This window comes from Nocardia glycosmidis (genome assembly GCF_052545115.1).
In genome coordinates, this window is record NZ_JBQWRH010000002.1 from 231,134 (window position 1) to 249,353 (window position 18,220).

Below are 18,220 nucleotides of genomic sequence, written 5' to 3' on the forward strand. Positions count from 1 at the left end.
GTACTCGCGGGCACCGGCCCGGTAGCGCCGCGATTCCCACCGACCTGCCGTCCACCCCGGACCGCGTCATGATGCGCTTTCCCGCAGGTCACCGGCGACTTCACCGGCGAGAAGCCCGGCGACATGCCGCCGCCACGGCGGTGATCCGTGCGGATCGTCGAACCAGAGCGTGGGATCGATCGCGCCCAGGGCGTCCCGCAGCTCGACCTCGCTCGGCGGCGCGGCGAAATCCAGGACGACCGGCTTGGTCGTGGCGGCCGTGATGGTGATCGCGCTGTGACCGTCCGTATCCCGCCGGCCCATCACCACGGCGCCGGACCGGCCGAGCGGGGCACCCGCGATCTTCCGAAAGCTGGTGTGCGCCAGCAGCCTCGACCGAGGCAGGTGAATCGAGCGCAGCACCTCACCGGGGCGCAGGGCGCTGTGACCGGGGCCGATGACGAAGTCCCGCAATGGAATACCTCGGTCTACCCCGTCCGGCGCCCACACCAGAGCCGAGCCGTCGAGCGCGACCAGCGCACCGAGCACCGCGCCGGCGGGCAGCGCGAGACAGACGTTGCCGCCGACGGTGGCGGTGCGCCAGATCTTGTGTGACGCCAGCAGGGCCCGGCAGGACGGCGCGAACAGCGCCGTCCCCGGCCAGACGTCGCGCAGGACCGGCGCTCCCAGCTCATGTCCCTGCCCCGCACCCGCGAACTCCGCCAGGGTGCAGGTCGCGGCGATCGTCAACCCGTCGTCCACCACCTCGAACGGAGGCCAGTCCATAGTCGTGATGTCGACCAGACGCACCAGCTGATCCTGCGGTTCGGAGAACAGGAAGGTGCCGCCGGCGAGCACCGCGGTCGACGTGCCGAGCAGCGCCAAGTCCGATCGCTCGCGGGCGATCACTACCTCGCGGATCGTGTCCAGGTCCATGCCTCACCTCGTTCCCGCCGCTCCGTCACGGCCGAACCATTCAGTTGCCGACAAATTGCCCATGTTGTCCGTCAACTTGCGCGGTAACTACCTGGCCGCACAGACACCCGCCCGCAGCCGGTATTCACCACGGGCCGGCGCTTCGCCGGGGCACCGTCCGCCGTCCAGTACCCCGGCTGCATTCGCGGCCCGCGCGAGCCGATACTGCTTCAGTATCCCGCTTCTGACGTGACCAGGCACAACACCTCGCTCAGAGCAGCGATTGCGGCGTCCGGCCGCCCCGCTGATCGACGTCATGATCCGACCGACAGCCCGCTCACCATCCCGCGTGCCCGCCGTCCGGAAGGCGGGTCCATCGAACAGCTTCCTCCGGCTCGGCCTCGAATATCACAGCAATCTTGCAGCGATCAAACCGACCGCGTCGCGGCGGTCTCGCGCATCGACAGCGAGCTCATAGCCCGACTCGCGCCTTACCACTACCGGGCCCCGCTACGGCGAGCAGCGCCGCCCGCGCCCGAGGGTCACGACTTACTCCACGCCAGACCCGCTTCCGGTGCGTCGGCCCGCGCCACGGTGGCGTGGATCAGACCGTAGGGGCGATCGGCGGCGTGATAGACCTCGCCGCGGTTCTCGATGCCGAAACGCGCCAGGTCGTAGTCGAAATGGTGTTTGTTCGGCGCGGCGAGCCGGATCTCGGCCAGCATCGGATACGCCGCCAGCGCCACTTTGCCCATCTCGAACAGCGTCTGCTGGAGCGCTTTCGAGTGCAGCGTCGCGAAAGTCCCGACCAACCGGTCTCGTACTCCCGCGTATACCTCGTCCCAGTCGACGCCGCCGGTGTCGGCGAAGCGCCATTCGGCGACCAGCGCGGTGGCCAGCATCCGGTCGTCAGCCGGCGCGAGCACGGTGAAGTCGTCGGTCAGGAAACCCGTGAACTGCGACCCGGTCGACTTCAGGATGGTCAGGTCCTTCACCCCGCCCACGACCCAAGCCCGCCGGTCGGCGCCCGTTCCGGCCACGGTGACCGCCGCCGTGCGTATCTCCGGACCCTGCCGCACCCAGGTGTGATCGTGTTCCGCGCCGTCGGCGGCCACCCGCTGCCAGGCGTATTCCTCGACCTCGACTCGCGCGCTGGTCACCGGCTCGACCTCGGTGACGAAGTGTTCCGCCAGCGCCAGCGCGTAGTCTTCGATCGTGCGCAGGCCCGGCTGTTTCGCGAAGGCGTAGGCCGTCTGCTTCTGTGTGTCGGTGGGCAGTACCTTCGCCTGGTCGCCCGCGATGTACGCGTCGGCGAAGTCACCACGCAGCACCGTGGAGACGTTCACGTCCCGGATCTCGTGCCGCGCGGTCTCCCGGTAGATCCGGACGATCCGATTCTCCGCCTTGCCATATCGGTGATCCGACAGCACGATCGGCCCGGTCAGTTCCATGCTCGGCTCAGCTCCCTCGATAGGTGGAAAAGGCGAACGGCGACAACAACAACGGGACGTGGTAGTGCCGGTCCTCGGTGACGGCGAACGTCACGACGACCTCGGGATAGAAGGTTTCGACCTGCTGGCGCGCGAAATAGGCGCCGGTGTCGAATACCAGACGATAGCTCCCCGGTTCGAGCGCTTCGGCCAGTGCGCTGATCCGGCCATCGGCATCGGTAAGGCTCGAACAAAGCTGCCGCGCTTGCAGATACAGCGTCACCGAAACGCCCACGGCGGGTGAGCCGCGCATGGTGTCCAGCACATGGGTGCTCAACGCGCTCACGAGTGTTTCCACCGTGGCGCGCGCAGCAGAATCCGGCAGATCTTCGCCAATTCGGACAGAGCGTGGCAGCACGCGAGTCCCGATCGCTGATCCGTCATCCGACCAGCATCGAGCCCGGGCCGCCACGGGAAACGGCATACCTCGCTGTCGGCGTGTCGCGCCTGATCACGGCGCGAGCACCGATCGCACCTCGGGCGACGCAGACCGCCCGGTATTACACTCAGAGCCATGGCTGACCAAGACGGCCCGCCTGCCGACTCCTGCGCGGGTGTCGTTCTCGCCGCCGGCGCGGGGACCCGCTACGGGCGGCCCAAGGTGCTCGCCGAGGGCGGCGCATGGCTGCGCGCGGCGGTGGCCGCGCTGCGCGGGGGCGGCTGCGATCCGGTGATCGTCGTCCTCGGCGCGACCGGTCCGACACCGCAGATCATCGATCTGCCGGCGGGCGTGCACCACGTATGGGCTGCCGACTGGGCCACGGGGGTCAGCGCCGCACTCCGCGCCGGTCTGATCGCCGCGGCCGGCACCCCCGCGCGCTATGTGGCGATCATGCCGGTGGACACCCCCGACGTCGGCGCCGATGTCGTTGCCCGGGTGCTCGCCGCCGCGCTCGCGACGCCCAGCGGCCTCGCACGGGCTGTGTTCCACGACGCACCGGGGCACCCCGTTGTGATCGCGCACAAGCATTGGAATGCGGTGTGCGCAGACGCCGTAGGAGATTCCGGAGCCCGCGCATATTTGACCGGCAGAACCGATATGGTGTGCGTCCCGTGCGATGATCTGGCGACGGGGATGGACCGTGACTTACCGGCCCCGCCCACCGGTGATCGGCACTGATGATGCGGGACACCGTCGACGATCTTTGCGGGTGTGGCATTCCGGCCCGATCGGGGGGTTGGCCACCATAGTGCGCACGGCGGGCGGTTATTCGACATAAACGATCACAGGAGGAAGTGTTCGCGTGCCTGTCCAATACCCACCCGAGCCGCATATGGCCACCGAGGTAGCCACCCAGCCCGACAACTGGGGTTACGCCGAGACCGTCGCCGCCGACCACCGAGCCGCGCTCCCCCGGCCGGGCGAGCGCATCGCCATTATCGGTTGCGGCACATCATTTTTCATGTCACGCGCGATCGCCGCGGTGCGCGAGGAGGCCGGTCACGGCATCACCGACGCGTGGCCCGCGAGCGCGGTTCGCGAGCGCGAGTACGACCGCTACCTGGTGATCTGCCGATCCGGAACCACCACCGAAGTGGTGCGCGCGATGCGGGCCATTCCGGCGCACATCCCGCGGGCGGTGATCTGCTCCACCCCCGGCACACCCGTTCTAGACCTGGGCGATCCGATCCTCATCGAGCCGGTCGACGAGCAGTCGGTGGTCCAGACCCGCTTCGCGACGACTGCCCTCGCCAGCCTGCGCTGGCACCTGGGCCAGGACCTCACGCCGGTGATCGCCCAGGCCCGCGCGGTGCTCGCCGAAGACCCCGCCACCGCCCTGGCCGCGGTGCGGTCCGCCGAACAGATCAGCTTCGTCGGTATGGGATTCGCGTCGGCGATCGCCGACGAGGCGGCGCTCAAACTGCGCGAATCCTGCCAGTCCTGGACCGAGGCGTACTTGGCGACCGAGTATCGCCACGGCCCGATCAGCGTCTCCGCGCCCGGCCGCGCGGTCTGGGCGTTCGGGCCGCTGGAGCCGGACTTCGCCCAGGATGTCGCCGGCACCGGCGTGCACCTGGAACACCGTGATATCGACCCGATGGCGGATCTGGTCCGGGTGCACCGCCTCTGCGTCCTACGTTCCGCTGACCTGGGGCTCGATCCTGACCGCCCGCGCGGCCTGAACCGCTCCGTGGTGCTGAAGTCATGACCGAGGCCGCGTGTGCGGCGGCAGCGGCGCCGGCAACAACTACTGTGCCGAACATGGGAACCGAACAGTCGCCAGGCGCCCGCCGAGCGCGGTACACGGACGGGCCGGCGGGCGCTGGGTTCGCGGGGCAGGAGGGACTGGCATGACCGAGCGCTCTGAGCTGACGATTCGCGGACGCATCGTCTCGGCGAGTGTCGTCCTCGATGACGGTGTGGTGCTCACTTCCAGGGAGCGGATCACCGCGGTGCGGTCCTTCGCGCAGTGGCGGGCCGTGCATCCGGATCTGCCTGAGCCGCCATTCTCCGGGACGCTGCTTCCCGGGCTGGTCGATATTCACAATCATGGCGGCTTCGGGCATCGGTTCGACACAGTGGACGCGGCAGCGGCACGAGCCGCGGCCTCGGCACATCACGCGAGCGGCTCCACCACGGTGGTGGCGAGCGTGGTCACCGGTCCCGCCGCGGAGATGGTGGCGCAGACCGCAGTCTTGCGCGAACTGGCCGAGGAAGGCGTGCTCGGGGGCATCCATGTCGAGGGGCCCTTTTTGTCCGAGTCCCGTTGCGGCGCACAGGACCCGCGTTTTCTGCGCGACCCGGACCTTCACCTGACCGACCAGCTGCTGGCGGCGGGCGGCGCGCGACTGCGGGCGATGACCCTCGCGCCGGAGCGCCCCGGCTACGTGGAGCTCGCCCGGCGATTGGTCGACCACGGCGTGGTGGTCGCGCTCGGCCACAGCGACGCCGACTACCTGACCTTTCGTGACGCCCTGTACCCCAACGGATCGGGCGGCCTGGTCACCCATCTGGCGAACGGGATGCCGCCGCTGCATCATCGCGATGCCGGCCCGGTCGCCGCTGCCCTGGTCGCGGCGGCGGCCGGTGACGTGTTCCTGGAACTGATCGGCGACGGCGTGCACGTCGATCCCGGTTTCGCCGCCCTGGTATTCGCGACGGCGCCGGAGCGGGTCGCGCTGGTCACCGATGCCATGCAAGCGGCGGGTCTCGGCAACGGCGAGTATCGCCTCGGCCCGCAGTCGGTCACGGTGCGCGACGGCGTCGCGCGGGTCGGCAACGGGTCGATCGCGGGTGGGCTCAGCACGTTGTTGCAGTGTGTGGCGCGGGCGGTGCACGAGTCCGGTATTTCCTTGCGGGACGCGGTCCTCGCGGCCACCTGCACTCCGGCTACCGCGCTCGGGCTGCCTGATGTCGGTGACCTGCGGCCGGGCCACTTCGCCGACTTGGTGACAGTCGATGACGATCTCCAGTTGCGCCGGGTCCTCAGACGTGGACAGTGGTTGTCGTGATCCTGACCGTGACAATGAATCCCGCGTACGACATGACCTACCGGGTCGAACGTTTCGAACGTGGGAAGGCCCACCAGGTCCGCTCGGTGGAGCAGCGCATCGGCGGCAAAGGCATCAACGTGACGCGGGTGCTGAATCAGCTCGGGAAATACGCTCGGGCAACCGGTTTCTCCGACCACGCTTTCGCGGCCGCCGCGGAATTGGAGATGCCGGTCGACTTCGTGCACGCACTGCCCTGGGTGCGCCGCACCGTGGCCATCAGCGAATCCGAGGACGGCACGGCCACCGCGCTGTGGGAACCGGGCGCCCGCGTCTCCAATCCGCATGCCGCCGAGCAGTTGGCCGTCCGGGTGGCCGGCCTGCTGCCCGAAATCTCCGGGCTGGTCATCGCCGGCTCGCTGCCGGGCGGCATCGAACCCGCACTTCCCGCCGAGATCGCGCGCACCGCCATCGCGGCCGACGTGCCGACTGTCGTCGACGTCGACGGCGAGGCGTTGCGGCTGGCCGCTCAGGTCCCGGGCATCGTACTGACGCCGAACGTCGCGGAACTGCGTCTGCTCACCGGCGCCGAAACCGACAGCGCCGACCAGATCGTGACCGCCGCCCGCCCGCTCATCGCGCACGGCGTGCGTGCCGTGGTCGCCACCCGCGGGCCGGTTGGCATGGTCGCGGTGACCGCTGACGGCGCCTGGTCGGCCGCGCTGACCCAGCCGCTCGCCGGAAACCCCACCGGTGCCGGGGATTCCGCGGTGGCGGCGGTGATCGCCGGGTTGTCCGGCACCTCCAGCCCGGACTGGACCGCCCTGCTCACCGACGCGGTAGCGACGTCGGCTGCCGCCGTGGTCATCCCGGTCGCCGGTGAGATCGACCGCGGTCTGCGGACTCGGCTCGCCCCGACCGTCCAGGTCGAACAGTTGAATCTACCGAAATCCCACGAAACTTCCTTATGACAATCGCCGACCACACCGAGCGCGACACCAGCGACGACGTCGACTCCCGCGCTATATCCGGAGAACGATTCCACGGAACGTGGCGGTCGAATTGCTCGTCGCTCACCAGGCTTGCGTACCTCTGGAGCGCAGGTGCGGCCGGCGGCGCGAGCGAGGGAGTCGGCGCCGCCGGCCGGCGAGGGTGGTGGGACAGGGCAGTTGTCCACCGGCTGTCGGCGGATTGCTTGCACCGACTGGGGCTACTCTCGCCGTTCCAGCTGAGGGTCGCTGGTGGCCGGGCTGAGAATCAGCTGGGAATAGTGCGACGACTGTCGCGGTCAGCGCTCAGTTGAGCAAGCTCGGCTGACCGGATGGCGGATGTGAAGGCGGACCACTGGGCGGGCGCGAAGGCCAGCACGGGCCGGGCAGCCGGCGATCCCCGAAACTTGCTGTCGCGGACCAGCACCCGATCACCATCGAAGCACACCTCCACGCAGGCGACGCTGTCGTTCGAATGTGATGACTTGAACCAGCCGGTCACGCGCCCCATGCCGTCACGCTACAGCGCACCGAGTCTGCGTTCAATCAGCGCTATCGACTCCTCCCGCGGGAGCGCGTGGTCGGTGAGGGCATTGCCGAACATGGTGGACAGGTGCCGGACAGACGCACCGTCCTCGATGACGGCGAGGTGAACCAGCGTCTCGGTCCATGCCACATCGGGTAGCAGTGCGCTGTCGAACCCGAGCAGATGGAACGACGCACCGGTCAGCAGTGAACCACCCGGCGCGTCGAACGGAATGACCCGGATGTCGACCACGTCGCAACGCTTCTCCACAACCGATATCAAGTGCCGGAGCTGGCCTTTCAACACCTCGACTCCCCCGGTTCGCTGAGTCAGCGCGGCCTCGTTGACGATCGCGGTGAGCCGCACCGGCTCGACTCCCGCGAGTCGCTTCTGTCGCCGCATACGCACCTCGACCCAGCTGTCGATCTCGACCTGGCGAATCCGTGCCCGATCGTTGGCGATCACCGCGCGTGCGTAGTCCTCGGTCTGCAGCAAACCGGGAATCAAAATGCTGGTATAGCTCCGTATGACGTCCGCTCCGTGCTCCAACCCGTAGAAGCGGGCCACATCATCCGGCAGCAGCTCGGCATACTCCGACCACCACCCACGCCGCTTCGCGATTTCGCGTAGCCGCAGCATCTCCTCGCGTTCGTCCGGGTCGAACTCCAGCAGGTTCATCAGCTTTCGCAGCTTGTCCTCGGCCAGGACCCTTTCCTTCTCCACCTTCGACCAGTACGACAGCGTGAAGCCGAGTTCTTTGGCTATTACCGAGCCGGTGACGTCGAACTCGGTGCGGCGGCGCTTGATTCGGAGCATGAGTTCCCAGCGCGCGACTGTGGGCGAGAGTGGTGCCATCGTCCGATGCGTCCTTCCGGCTCCAGCTGTTCGTGCAGAAGACCGTACCCGCATCCACGACACCTCGAATTAGTCATCGTGACAGGTCAACTTGACTTATCGGACGCCCCGCCATAGCCTTTCTGTGTCGCGCACCACAGGCGGGGGCTTCGGGCCGAACCCGCTCGGCGGGGATGGAGGGGGTTCTGAATGTCTGTGCACGTCATCGATCGGGCTTGGATGGTGAGTGATCGGACGCCGCACCAGGCGCGGCGAGTCAGTGAGGATGCGTGGGTGGTGTCGTATCTGCGCGGCCGGATGTTGACGACGGAGCAGGCGACCTCGGCTATCCAAGCGGCGGAAGCTGTTTCGCTGACGGAGGAGTTGGCGAGCCGGCTGGGACTCACCGCGATGGAAGCCTTCGGCTTGGTCGTCATCGAGAAGCCATGGGACGCCCGTGATGGGTATCGGTTGCCGCGCCCGGGCGGGCGGCATCGCCGATGATTCGCGCGTTTCGCGCACTGCCCGGCTACATCAATCGATCCAGGGGGTAATCGCGGTGAAACCGCTGCCGACCAAAGAACTTGTCCTGCATGCCTGCCGCGCCGCGCCTCGGCGCGACCATCCGATTCTGGCGTCCGCGCACCTGCTCGCCGGTTTGCATCAGCGACGATTGCGTGCCGACATCGGCGGGCCGAACCACATCGATCAGCAACGCGCCCAGCTCGTCCTCGCCGTCGACCGGTGGGTCGCCACCGAGATGCCGCTGCCCCACGGCGGCGCTCTGATGCACACCGAAACCGTCGGCATGGTGATCGACCGGCTCGCCCAGTTCTCCACGGCTGCCCACGAAATCCTGCCCGCCGCCACGGAATGGGCTGTGCACGATGCCTGGGAACGCCTTGCCGAACTCGCCCTGGGCTACGAAGACCTCGCCTACGAGGTCGCGGCGGGTCTGCGCCGCCTGCCCTACCTCAGCGGCCCACGCTCGACGCCGTGAAGAACGCGCCGATCAGTTCAGCATCACACCGAGCCCGTCCGCGACGCCCGGCTGGTGCTGAAGTGCTCGAGGTGTTCGCCCGGCGGCTCGCCTCTGCTCAGCCGAGGCGGGTGCAACCGGGAGTCACCGGCCGACCGGCGAAGCGATCGTCGATCCAGGCGTTCGCGCCGGGAATACCGCTGAGCCCGACCAGGAAGTGCTCGCCGATATGCACCTGGAAATCAACCGGCGTCCCGGCACGACACCAGTCCGCGTAGAGATTCTCCGCGCCGGCCAGCGGTACCCACGGATCATGCGAGGCGTGATAAAGGAACACCGGGACCTTCGGAGCGGCCGCGCCCATCCGATTGGCGGCCAGGATCTCTTTGATCACCGTCGAATCGGTCGGCGCGGCCACGTCGGTGAATACCTGCACCGGAATCGGCGCTACGACACCGCCGAATTCCTCCGCGGACATGCACAGGTCCTTGCCGATCTGAGCCAGACGCCAGCCGTTGTCGTTCATCAGCCCGAGCATCTCCGGATACTCTCGCGCCAGCCCGAGTGTCGCGGCGAGGAAGACCCCGGAGGCGAGGTTGCGGCCGTTCATGGTGTCCAGCAGCAGGCCGAAGTCGGCGGGAACGCCGCCGAACGCCGCACCGACGAGATTGAGTTCCGGTGCGTACTCCGGCGCCAACTGGGCGGCCCACCCGCTCGCGATGGCGCCGCCGGAGTATCCCGTGACCACCGTCGGTGTGTCCGGTCGCAATCCGAACTCCGGCGTTCCCACCACGGCCCTGATCGCGTCGAGCACCGCATGTCCGGCCATCACGCCCGCCCCGTAAGCCTGGCGCGGGCCTTGATGGTCGGGCACGAGCACGGCGTAGCCCTTGGACAAGGGAATCTGAGCGGCCCACAGCTTGGCCGACAACGGCCCCCTGAGCTCATAGGACGGCGCGCACCGATGCCCGAGCGAATCGATGGCGGCATTGAACGACACCAGTGGGCGCGGTCCCGGGCCCGGCCACGGCGTTGTCGGCATGAGCAGTGTCGCGACCACCGGGACCGGACGGCCCTTGGCGTCGGTGGATCGCAGCAGCAGTTCGGTCGAGGTCAGCGGATACAGCGTCAGGCCGCCGCTGCTCGGGCGGGACGCGAGAACCGTTCCGGGCGGCCGGCTCTCGAACTCCGGCGGCGGCGTATAGAACGGATCGCCCAGCGGCGTCGGCAGGATTCCGCTGTACTCGCGCGAGGGCGTAAGCGACTGATCGATCGGATTCGCCTGCGCAGGCGTCCCGACCGCGCTCACCGCCACAGCGCCGAGCAGCGCCACCACCAATCGGGCAGACCGCCCGCGCAGCAACCTTCGCATCATCCACCCACCCGCCGATTCCCTGTCCGGAGCACGAACCCGGCCGGACCATTGCGTTATGGCGGCCATCCGGAACCTTGCGCTGCTCATACTGACAGTGCCCCAGCTCGCATCGCACGCCTGACACGCGCCCTCGGCGTATCAAACGTGCTTCACTTCGCGACAACGATCGGGGCAGCAGCGCGCGAACAGCATCGGTAGGGTCGGGTCCTTGTGCAGGCGGTAGCGCACCCAGTTGAACGTCTCCCGGGCCTGGCCACGCGTGCCCGCCGCGGTAGACGACAGAGCAGCCGAGGTCAGCAACCCCGCCGACAGTCCTGCGCCAGGGCGGACACCGACTCGGAGCCCGAGTGCTAATTCTCTCTTTGCACAGATGCGAAACCGCCCATAGGGTGGTCGCATGGCCAAAACCTACGTCGGAGCGCGGCTGCGCCAGCTGCGGACCGAACGCGGGCTGAGCCAGGTCTCGCTGGCACAGCAGCTGGAGATCTCGGCGAGCTACCTCAACCAGCTCGAACACGACGTGCGTCCGCTGACCGTGCCGGTCCTGCTGAAGATCAGCGACGTGTTCGGCGTCGACGCGACCTTCTTCGCCACCCAGGACGACACCAGGCTCATCGCCGAGCTACAAGAGGTCGTCATGGATCAGGAGCTGGGCATCGGGGCGGACGCCCAGGAGATCGCCGACATCGTCTCGGCGCATCCGAGCATGGCCCGCGCACTGGTCAACATGCACAACCGCTACCGCAACACCTCCGCCCAGCTGGCGGCGGCGACCGAGGACCGGTTCGCCGACAGCGCGGGCAGCGGGGCGATCAGCAAGCCGCACGAGGAAGTGCGGGACTACTTCTATCAGCGCCAGAACTACATTCACGAGCTGGACACGGCCGCCGAAGAACTCACCGCCCGGATCCGTTTCCACGGCGGCGATGTGAACAGCGAGGTCATCAGGATGCTGCGGGCGCGCGACGTGTGGATCGTCGAGCGCATCGATCTCGGCGAGGGCGTGCTGCACCGCTACGATCCGCAGACCCGGAATCTGGAGATCGCACCGCATCTGTCCGGCGGGCAGCGCACCTTCAAGCTGGCCGCCGAGCTGGCCTACTTCGAATGCGGCGAGCTGCTGGAAAAGCTGGTCGAAGAGGGCAATTTCGCCTCCGAAGACGCCCGTAAGCTGGCCATGCTCGGCCTGGCCAACTACTTCGCCGCGGCGACGGTGCTGCCGTACACCCACTTCCACGAGGTTGCCGAGGATTTCCGCTACGACATCGAGCGGCTGTCGGCGTTCTTCACCCAGAGCTACGAGACCATCTGTCACCGGCTGTCCACGCTGCAACGACCCTCGCTGCGCGGGGTGCCGTTCTCGTTCGTCCGGGTCGACCGGGCCGGCAACATGTCGAAGCGCCAGTCCGCCACCGGTTTCCACTTCTCCGCCAGCGGCGGGACCTGCCCGCTGTGGAATGTCTACGAGACCTTCGCCTACCCCGGCAAGATCATGACGCAGATCGCCCAGATGCCCGATGGCCGCAAATACCTGTGGGTGGCCCGGACGGTGGAGCGCCGCGCCACCCGCTACGGTCAGCCGAGCAAGACCTTCGCCATCGGCCTCGGCTGCGAGCTACGCCACGCGAGCCGGGTGATCTACGCCGACGGTATGAACCTGGACGAAGTGCAAGCGACGCCGATCGGCGCGGGCTGCCGGGTATGCGAGCGCGCCAACTGCCCGCAGCGCGCATTCCCGCCGCTGGGCAAGGTGCTCGACATCAGCGAACACCGCAGCTCGGTCTCGCCGTACGTATTGAAATAGGGTCACGATGCCGACCCTTGTGCGGAAACGATCGTGCCTGCCACAAATACCGGCCCCGGCCACTCCGCGTCCAGTGTGACGGACAGCGTCGCCCCGAGTAGCGACCGACCTCGACCGTCAAGCTCAGTGCGCGACGGTCGAGGCCCCTGGCGACAAGCTCGGCTGCTCGGCGACGAGACTCAGAACGCCGCCTCGTCCAGCTCCATGATGTCGTTGTCGAGTGCGGCGATGATCCCGTTCACCGCGGTCAGATTCGGCAGCACATTCTTGGCGAAGAAGCGGGCCACAGCCACCTTTCCGGTATAGAACGCGCGGTCCTTCTCCGGTGCCTCCGCGGCCAGGGCGGCGGCCGCGATCTCCGCCTGCACCAGCAGTCGCCAGCCGATGAGCAGGTCGCCGACCGCGAGCAGGAAACGCACCGCACCGAGGCCGATTTTGTACAGCTGCGCGGGCTCCTGCTGTGCGGCCACCAGGAACCCGGTCAGCGTGGCGGCCATCTCCTGCACGTCCGCCACCGCGGTACGCAGCAGCTCCCGCTCCGCGTCGAACCGGCCGGTCTTCGCGTCCAGGAACGCGGTGATCCGCGCGTTGACGTGGCCGAGCGCGACGCCGCGGTCGCGGGCGATCTTGCGGAAGAAGAAGTCCTGCGCCTGGATGGCGGTGGTGCCCTCGTACAGCGAGTCGATCTTCGCGTCCCGGATGTACTGCTCGATCGGGTAGTCCTGCAGATAGCCGGAGCCACCCAGTGTTTGCAGCGACTCGGTCAGGTACTGGTAGGCCCGCTCGGAGCCGACGCCCTTGACGACCGGCAGCAGCAAATCGTCCACGCGATGCGCCAGATCGGGGTCGGCGGCCGAAACCAGCTGCGCCACATCATCATTCTGGTATGCGGCGGTGTACAGGTAGACCGCTCGCAGGCCCTCGGCGTACGCCTTCTGCATGGCCAGCGAGCGCCGCACATCCGGGTGATGGGAGATGGTCACGCGCGGCGCGGCCTTATCGCTCATCTGGGTCAGATCCGCGCCCTGAACCCGCTGCTTGGCGTAGTCCAGCGCGTTCAGGTAACCGGTCGACAAGGTGCCCGCGGACTTCACGCCGACCATCATGCGCGCGTTCTCGATCACCTGGAACATCTGCGCGATGCCGTCGTGCACCTCGCCGACCAGCCAGCCTTTGGCGGGCCCGCCGCTGCCGCCGAAGGTCATCTCACAGGTCGGCGAGGACTTCAGGCCCATCTTGTGCTCGACACCGGTGACGTACACGCCGTTGCGGTCGCCGAGCGCCAGCGTCTCATGGTCGAACAGGAACTTCGGCACATAGAACAGCGATAGGCCCTTGGTGCCCGGCCCGGCGTTCTCCGGCCGGGCCAGCACCAGGTGGAAGACGTTCTCCGCGGTGTCGCCGACCTCGGCGCCGGAGATGAAGCGCTTGACGCCCTCGATGTGCCAGCAGCCGTCTTCCTGCCTGATCGCCTTGGTCCGTCCCGCGCCCACGTCCGAGCCCGCGTCCGGCTCGGTCAGCACCATGGTGCCCTGCCAGCCCTTCTCGAAGCCGAGCGTGGCCCAGTGCTTCTGCTGGTCGGTGCCCACGTTGTACAGCACGGCGGCCATGACCGGGCCCATGTTGAAGAACGACGCCGACGGGTTGGCGCTGGTGATCATCTCGGCGACCGCCCAGACCAACGCCGCGGGAGCCGGCATGCCGCCGACGCCTTCCGGCATACCCAGCCGGCTCCAGCCCGCCTCGCGCACTGCGGCGACGGTCTTACGCAGCGGCTCCGGAACCGAGATCGAGAAGGTGGTCGCGTCATACACCACCGGCTCCCGATCGGCCGCCGCGAACGAGTCCGCCACGGGGCCCTCGGCCAGCCGCGCGACCTCCGACAGGATCTGCCGGGCGAGGTCGGAATCGAGGTCGCCGTAGGCCCCGGTATCGAGGAGCTTGTCCAACTGGAGCACCTCGAAAAGGTTGAACTCGATATCCCGCAGGTTCGCCTTGTAGTGGCCCATCCGGTCCTCCTCGAATCGAGTCCGCGGCGCCCGACCAGCCGGGACAGACGGTTGGTGACCTTGTACGAACCGAAGCGTGCCGCATCGCGAGCACGCTACGCAACCGTAGCCATCTCGGCCGTGGCCAGCAGGTTTGCTCCGGGGATCCGGAAAGTCAGCAGCCCGATTGGAACGGCCAGCACTCCACGGGCCGGTACGGCGGTGGCGAGGGTGTCGGGCTGGTCGTGGTGTCGGTCACCGAGGTCGGTCGCGTGGAGTCGTGGGCCAGCGCGCTGACGATCACACCGAGTACCAGCAGCACGCCGACCGCCGCGACCACGAAGACCGACCAGCCCGCATACGCCTGACTCTTCGTCGCGACGCCGGGCGTCGGCTCGACCCGCGGCTTGGGTGGACGCGCGATGGTTGTGGCCGGTTCCGGAGCGTTCTGCTCGAATCCCGCGTCGATCAGTTCGGCTCGGGACGGCGCGAAGTGCGCGAGACCGAACGCGTCGCACGCGCCGATCACACGATCCACGGTCCAATTGCGTGGTCCCGCAGAGAATCCCTCCAGGTAGATGCGCAACTCGGTCGCGTCCGTGACGTTGCCGACAACGACGTCCAACCCGGGGCGCAGAGTGGTGCGCGCCGGGCGCACAACGGCACCGCGGAACGGAACCAACACGACGGCGCCACTGATATGCCCCGGATCCCGCAACGCGCGCTGGAGCATGTGCTTCACCGCGTAGATTCCGTGCTCCACACGGTCGGCGGGGCTACCGGAATCCGGGTCGTCCAGCTCCACCGGCGTGTCACTGATCGTCCACGGCCCCTCGGCGGGCGTGGTCAAGATGCCGCTCTGCCTGCGCCGGAACCCGTGTACCTCCAGCACGGTCAGCCCGCGCGGTGTCCAGACCACGGCGTCTACGCGCCGGTTGTCCGCCTCCAGGTTGATCACGGCGAGACCGGTCGTCGGATATGACCGCAGGCACGCGACGAATTCTCGCTCGGCACCGGAAAGCTCCGCTCCGGGCCCGACCCTCACCAGCATCTGTTCCCCTGCCGACCTGTTGTCTACACCTGACGCTCTCGAAACCACTACGGCCACGGCGACCCGCACCGGTACTGATGATGACGGGGTACCCGCCCGAAAACCACCGGAAAGCAAAGAATGGCACCGCCATCCCTGGCAGATGCCCCGGGTACGCTTCGATACACGGGCCGGTGCCGAGGCCGGCCACATCAGCACGCGAGGAGGCGCCGAGCATGGTTCCACTGCTGCAACCACGCATCTCTCCCGGACGACTCCGGGAACTCGGTCCGGTCAACTGGGTTGCCTGGCAGGTGCTTTCCCGTGCCGCGGGCACCGGCGACGCACATCTGTTCAGCACACTCGGCCGCACGCGGGGCCTGTTCCGCGGCTGGCTGCACTACTCGGGCAGGCTGATGCCGGGTGGGCGGCTACCACGCCACGAATCCGAGTTGGTCATCATCCGCGTCGCGCATCTGCGCGGGTGCGAGTACGAGATGGACCATCACATCCGGCTCGGCAAGCGGGCGGGCGTGACGGCCGGGATCCTCGATCAGGTGCGCGGCGGCCCCACCGCGACGGGCTGGTCGGCCAAACATCGTGCGCTGCTGACCGCGGTGGATCAATTGGTGGCGAACCGCGATATCGACGATGCCGCCTGGGCCGAGCTGGCCGAGCATTACGACGAGCGCAGCCTGATCGAAATCGTCCTGCTGGTCAACCAATACGAGGGACTGGCCGCCACCATCACCGCGCTGCGCATCCAGCGCGACAACGTCTGACCGGGCGAAGTCCGTCCACCGCCAGCGCACGTGCGCTGGCGAGGCAGTGTACTCAGTAGACATTCAGCGTTCGAAGCCATGGGAGGGCCCCAATGCGAATCACTGCGTCCGCCATCTCGCTCAACGTCCCCGACCCGGGCGTCTCGGCGAAGTTCCTGATCGAGCACCTCGGATTCGAGGAGAAGATGTCGGCCGACGGATTCGTGTCGCTGCAGCGGCCCGATGCCGGAATGAACGTCATCTACCTGCGCACCGGGCTGGCGAGCTTCAAGCCGGCGAGCGCGGCGGGCAGTGCGGGCGAGGGTCTGCTGGTCGTCTTCGTGGTCGATGACATCGATGCCGAGTACGCGCGGCTGCAAGCCGGCGGAGTGCCGATCGTGACGCCCATCGAAACCGAAGAATGGGGCGAACGGTACTTCCAGATGCGCGATCCGAACGGGATCATCATCCAGTTGGTGCAGTGGGTATGAGCTGCGCCTGACGGGCCGCACACTCGGCGCCGCGTAACCGTCCCGATACGGCCGCGTCCGAGTGGCTGCCGTCGGCGACTTCGTCCCCGATGCGGCCACTCGGACGCGAACCAGCCATGCTCCGCTACACGCGGCACTGGGCGGTAGCCGCGGCACCGCTCGGCGGCACCTCGCAACCGCACTGCCGATCACGATTTCATCGTGGCGGCACCGAACGGCCGCATGCGCCGAAGCGCGATCTCAGCTGAGCGCCGCGCGGAAGACGTCGACAGCCGACGCCGCGGGGCGGCCGAGCAGCTTTTCCAGATCACCGGTGCGCACGTCGAGATGGCCGTGCGCGATTCCGGTGTCGACGTCACCTTGCACCGTGGCGAACTCGGCGGGTAGCCCCGCCTGGACCAGCGCGGCGACGTAGTCGTCCGCCGAGAGATTCTCGTAGCGCACCGGCTTGCCCGCTGCCTCCGCAATCGCCTGCGCCAGTTCGGCATAGGTGAGCGATTCGCCGCCGCCGAGTTCGTATACGCGGCCCGCGTGCCCATCAGTGGTGAGCACCTTGGCGGCTGCCTCGGCATAGTCGGCGCGGGCCGCACCGGCCACCCGCCCCACGCCCGCGGCGCCGTGCAGCACACCGGACTGCACCGCCTGCGAGACGCCGCCCAGGTAGTTCTCCCAGTACCAGCTGTTGCGCAGCAGAACGTACGGCACGGTCGATTCGGCGAGCGCCTTCTCGGTCCCCTTGTGCTCCTGAGCGAGGATCAGCGGGTTGTCCGGTGCACCCGGAATGCTGGTGTAGGCGAGCAGTTCGACGCCCGCGCGCTCGGCCGCACGAATAACGTTGGTGTGCTGGGCTACTCGGGAGCCGAATTCGTTGCCGGAGATCAGCAGCACCCGGTCGACGCCGTCCAGTGCCCGCTCCAGCGCCGCCGCGTCGCCGTAGTCGGCCTGTCGAACGTCCACACCCCGGGCGGCCAGATCCGCCACCTTCGCCGGATCACGCACGATCGCGACAACCGGCGCCGACCCCGCACGCAACAACGCCTCCACCACGAGTCGGCCCAGCTGTCCGCTGGCCGCGGTCACCGCAATGGTCATGATTACCTCCAGGTAGTGTACGACTTGACCAGTACTAACTATTCGTAAGTACTATGCATTACGTGGCTACTGCGGTCAAGTTGGGTACCATGACAGTCATGACGACCCAGCGCACCGTCCCGGCCGATGCCGACGACCCCACGCTGGAGGCCGATGTCTTTGCCCGCAACTGCCCGTCCCGGCTTGTTTTGCAGAATGTGGTCAGTCGCTGGGGTGTCCTCGCGCTCGTCGCGCTGCGCGAAGGTCCCTATCGATTCAGCGCCTTGCGCCGCCGGGTGGACGGCGTCAGCGAGCGCATGCTGTCGCAAACCCTGCAGGCGCTCGAGCGCGACGGCATGGTGAACCGGGAGGTGCAGGAGACGATCCCGCCGCGGGTCGAATACACCCTCACCGAACTGGGCGCCGATGTGGCCGCGCATCTGGAAGCGCTCATCCAAGTGGTGGAGACGAACCTGCCGCGTGTCCATGCGGCGCAGGCGGCCTACCACCGCGACTGACTCCGCACCGCCCAGGGAAGACAGCGGCCGGACCATGG

19 protein-coding genes are annotated in these 18,220 nt (G+C 67.9%); 10 read left to right on the forward strand and 9 right to left on the reverse strand.

The window, feature by feature from the left end; translation table 11 throughout:
• Positions 1–66: 66 nt before the first annotated feature.
• The 3 genes from ACT86A_RS03535 to uraH all read right to left on the reverse strand — a co-directional run bounded on the left by ACT86A_RS03535 (position 67) and on the right by uraH (position 2,670).
• Complete coding sequence (locus ACT86A_RS03535) at positions 67–915, reverse strand: FAD binding domain-containing protein (protein ID WP_445090511.1); 849 nt, start codon at positions 913–915, stop codon at positions 67–69.
• A 521-nt stretch (positions 916–1,436) separates the two neighbouring features.
• Positions 1,437–2,345 carry a factor-independent urate hydroxylase gene (pucL, locus tag ACT86A_RS03540; protein ID WP_445090512.1) on the reverse strand — a complete coding sequence of 303 codons (909 nt, stop codon included), beginning with the start codon at positions 2,343–2,345 and terminating at the stop codon, positions 1,437–1,439.
• A 7-nt stretch (positions 2,346–2,352) separates the two neighbouring features.
• Positions 2,353–2,670 carry a hydroxyisourate hydrolase gene (gene uraH, locus ACT86A_RS03545; protein WP_445090513.1) on the reverse strand — a complete coding sequence of 106 codons (318 nt, stop codon included), beginning with the start codon at positions 2,668–2,670 and terminating at the stop codon, positions 2,353–2,355.
• A 228-nt stretch (positions 2,671–2,898) separates the two neighbouring features.
• On the opposite strand from uraH, the gene ACT86A_RS03550 reads away from it, so the two are divergent.
• The 4 genes from ACT86A_RS03550 (at position 2,899) to ACT86A_RS03565 (ending at position 6,787) form a co-directional block, all read left to right on the forward strand.
• The gene (locus ACT86A_RS03550; protein ID WP_445090514.1) at positions 2,899–3,504 is read left to right on the forward strand and encodes a nucleotidyltransferase family protein; all 606 of its coding nucleotides are present in this window, start codon (positions 2,899–2,901) and stop codon (positions 3,502–3,504) included.
• A 124-nt stretch (positions 3,505–3,628) separates the two neighbouring features.
• The gene (locus tag ACT86A_RS03555; protein ID WP_445090515.1) at positions 3,629–4,534 is read left to right on the forward strand and encodes an SIS domain-containing protein; all 906 of its coding nucleotides are present in this window, start codon (positions 3,629–3,631) and stop codon (positions 4,532–4,534) included.
• A 142-nt stretch (positions 4,535–4,676) separates the two neighbouring features.
• Entirely contained in the window at positions 4,677–5,837 is a 1,161-nt protein-coding gene (locus ACT86A_RS03560; RefSeq protein WP_445090516.1) for an N-acetylglucosamine-6-phosphate deacetylase, read from the forward strand.
• Positions 5,825–6,787: a hexose kinase gene (locus ACT86A_RS03565; RefSeq protein WP_445090517.1), complete on the forward strand. Its 963-nt coding sequence runs from the start codon at positions 5,825–5,827 to the stop codon at positions 6,785–6,787. The genes ACT86A_RS03560 and ACT86A_RS03565 overlap by 13 nt, the downstream gene beginning before the upstream one ends.
• 286 nt (positions 6,788–7,073) lie before the next feature.
• Here the strand turns inward: ACT86A_RS03565 and ACT86A_RS03570 are convergent, their stop codons facing one another.
• Positions 7,074–7,316, reverse strand: coding sequence for a DUF397 domain-containing protein (locus ACT86A_RS03570; protein ID WP_445090518.1), 243 nt, complete (start codon positions 7,314–7,316; stop codon positions 7,074–7,076).
• A gap of 9 nt (positions 7,317–7,325) precedes the next feature.
• A complete protein-coding gene (locus ACT86A_RS03575; RefSeq protein WP_445090519.1) occupies positions 7,326–8,186 on the reverse strand; it encodes a Scr1 family TA system antitoxin-like transcriptional regulator in 861 nt (286 codons plus the stop codon).
• 189 nt (positions 8,187–8,375) lie between these two features.
• On the opposite strand from ACT86A_RS03575, the gene ACT86A_RS03580 reads away from it, so the two are divergent.
• Positions 8,376–8,669, forward strand: coding sequence for a hypothetical protein (locus tag ACT86A_RS03580; protein WP_445090520.1), 294 nt, complete (start codon positions 8,376–8,378; stop codon positions 8,667–8,669).
• Between the two features lie 55 nt (positions 8,670–8,724).
• On the forward strand, positions 8,725–9,165 hold the full coding sequence (locus tag ACT86A_RS03585; RefSeq protein WP_445090521.1) for a DUF4254 domain-containing protein: 441 nt from the start codon (positions 8,725–8,727) through the stop codon (positions 9,163–9,165).
• A gap of 97 nt (positions 9,166–9,262) precedes the next feature.
• Here ACT86A_RS03585 and ACT86A_RS03590 read toward each other — a convergent pair whose 3' ends face one another.
• Positions 9,263–10,516, reverse strand: coding sequence for a lipase family protein (locus tag ACT86A_RS03590; protein WP_445090522.1), 1,254 nt, complete (start codon positions 10,514–10,516; stop codon positions 9,263–9,265).
• A gap of 400 nt (positions 10,517–10,916) precedes the next feature.
• On the opposite strand from ACT86A_RS03590, the gene ramB reads away from it, so the two are divergent.
• Entirely contained in the window at positions 10,917–12,323 is a 1,407-nt protein-coding gene (gene ramB, locus ACT86A_RS03595; RefSeq protein ID WP_445090523.1) for an acetate metabolism transcriptional regulator RamB, read from the forward strand.
• 179 nt (positions 12,324–12,502) lie between these two features.
• On the opposite strand, the gene ACT86A_RS03600 is transcribed toward ramB, so the two are convergent.
• Positions 12,503–14,332, reverse strand: a complete 1,830-nt coding sequence (locus ACT86A_RS03600; RefSeq protein ID WP_445090524.1) for an acyl-CoA dehydrogenase — start codon at positions 14,330–14,332, stop codon at positions 12,503–12,505.
• A gap of 154 nt (positions 14,333–14,486) precedes the next feature.
• Positions 14,487–15,362: an NERD domain-containing protein gene (locus ACT86A_RS03605; protein ID WP_445090525.1), complete on the reverse strand. Its 876-nt coding sequence runs from the start codon at positions 15,360–15,362 to the stop codon at positions 14,487–14,489.
• Positions 15,363–15,577: 215 nt separating this feature from the next.
• On the opposite strand from ACT86A_RS03605, the gene ACT86A_RS03610 reads away from it, so the two are divergent.
• Positions 15,578–16,123, forward strand: a complete 546-nt coding sequence (locus ACT86A_RS03610) for a carboxymuconolactone decarboxylase family protein (protein ID WP_445090526.1) — start codon at positions 15,578–15,580, stop codon at positions 16,121–16,123.
• A 92-nt stretch (positions 16,124–16,215) separates the two neighbouring features.
• A complete protein-coding gene (locus ACT86A_RS03615) occupies positions 16,216–16,593 on the forward strand; it encodes a VOC family protein (RefSeq protein WP_445090527.1) in 378 nt (125 codons plus the stop codon).
• Between the two features lie 240 nt (positions 16,594–16,833).
• Here ACT86A_RS03615 and ACT86A_RS03620 read toward each other — a convergent pair whose 3' ends face one another.
• Positions 16,834–17,685 carry an SDR family oxidoreductase gene (locus ACT86A_RS03620; RefSeq protein WP_445090528.1) on the reverse strand — a complete coding sequence of 284 codons (852 nt, stop codon included), beginning with the start codon at positions 17,683–17,685 and terminating at the stop codon, positions 16,834–16,836.
• Between the two features lie 98 nt (positions 17,686–17,783).
• On the opposite strand from ACT86A_RS03620, the gene ACT86A_RS03625 reads away from it, so the two are divergent.
• Positions 17,784–18,182, forward strand: coding sequence for a winged helix-turn-helix transcriptional regulator (locus ACT86A_RS03625; protein ID WP_445090529.1), 399 nt, complete (start codon positions 17,784–17,786; stop codon positions 18,180–18,182).
• Positions 18,183–18,220: the final 38 nt, after the last annotated feature.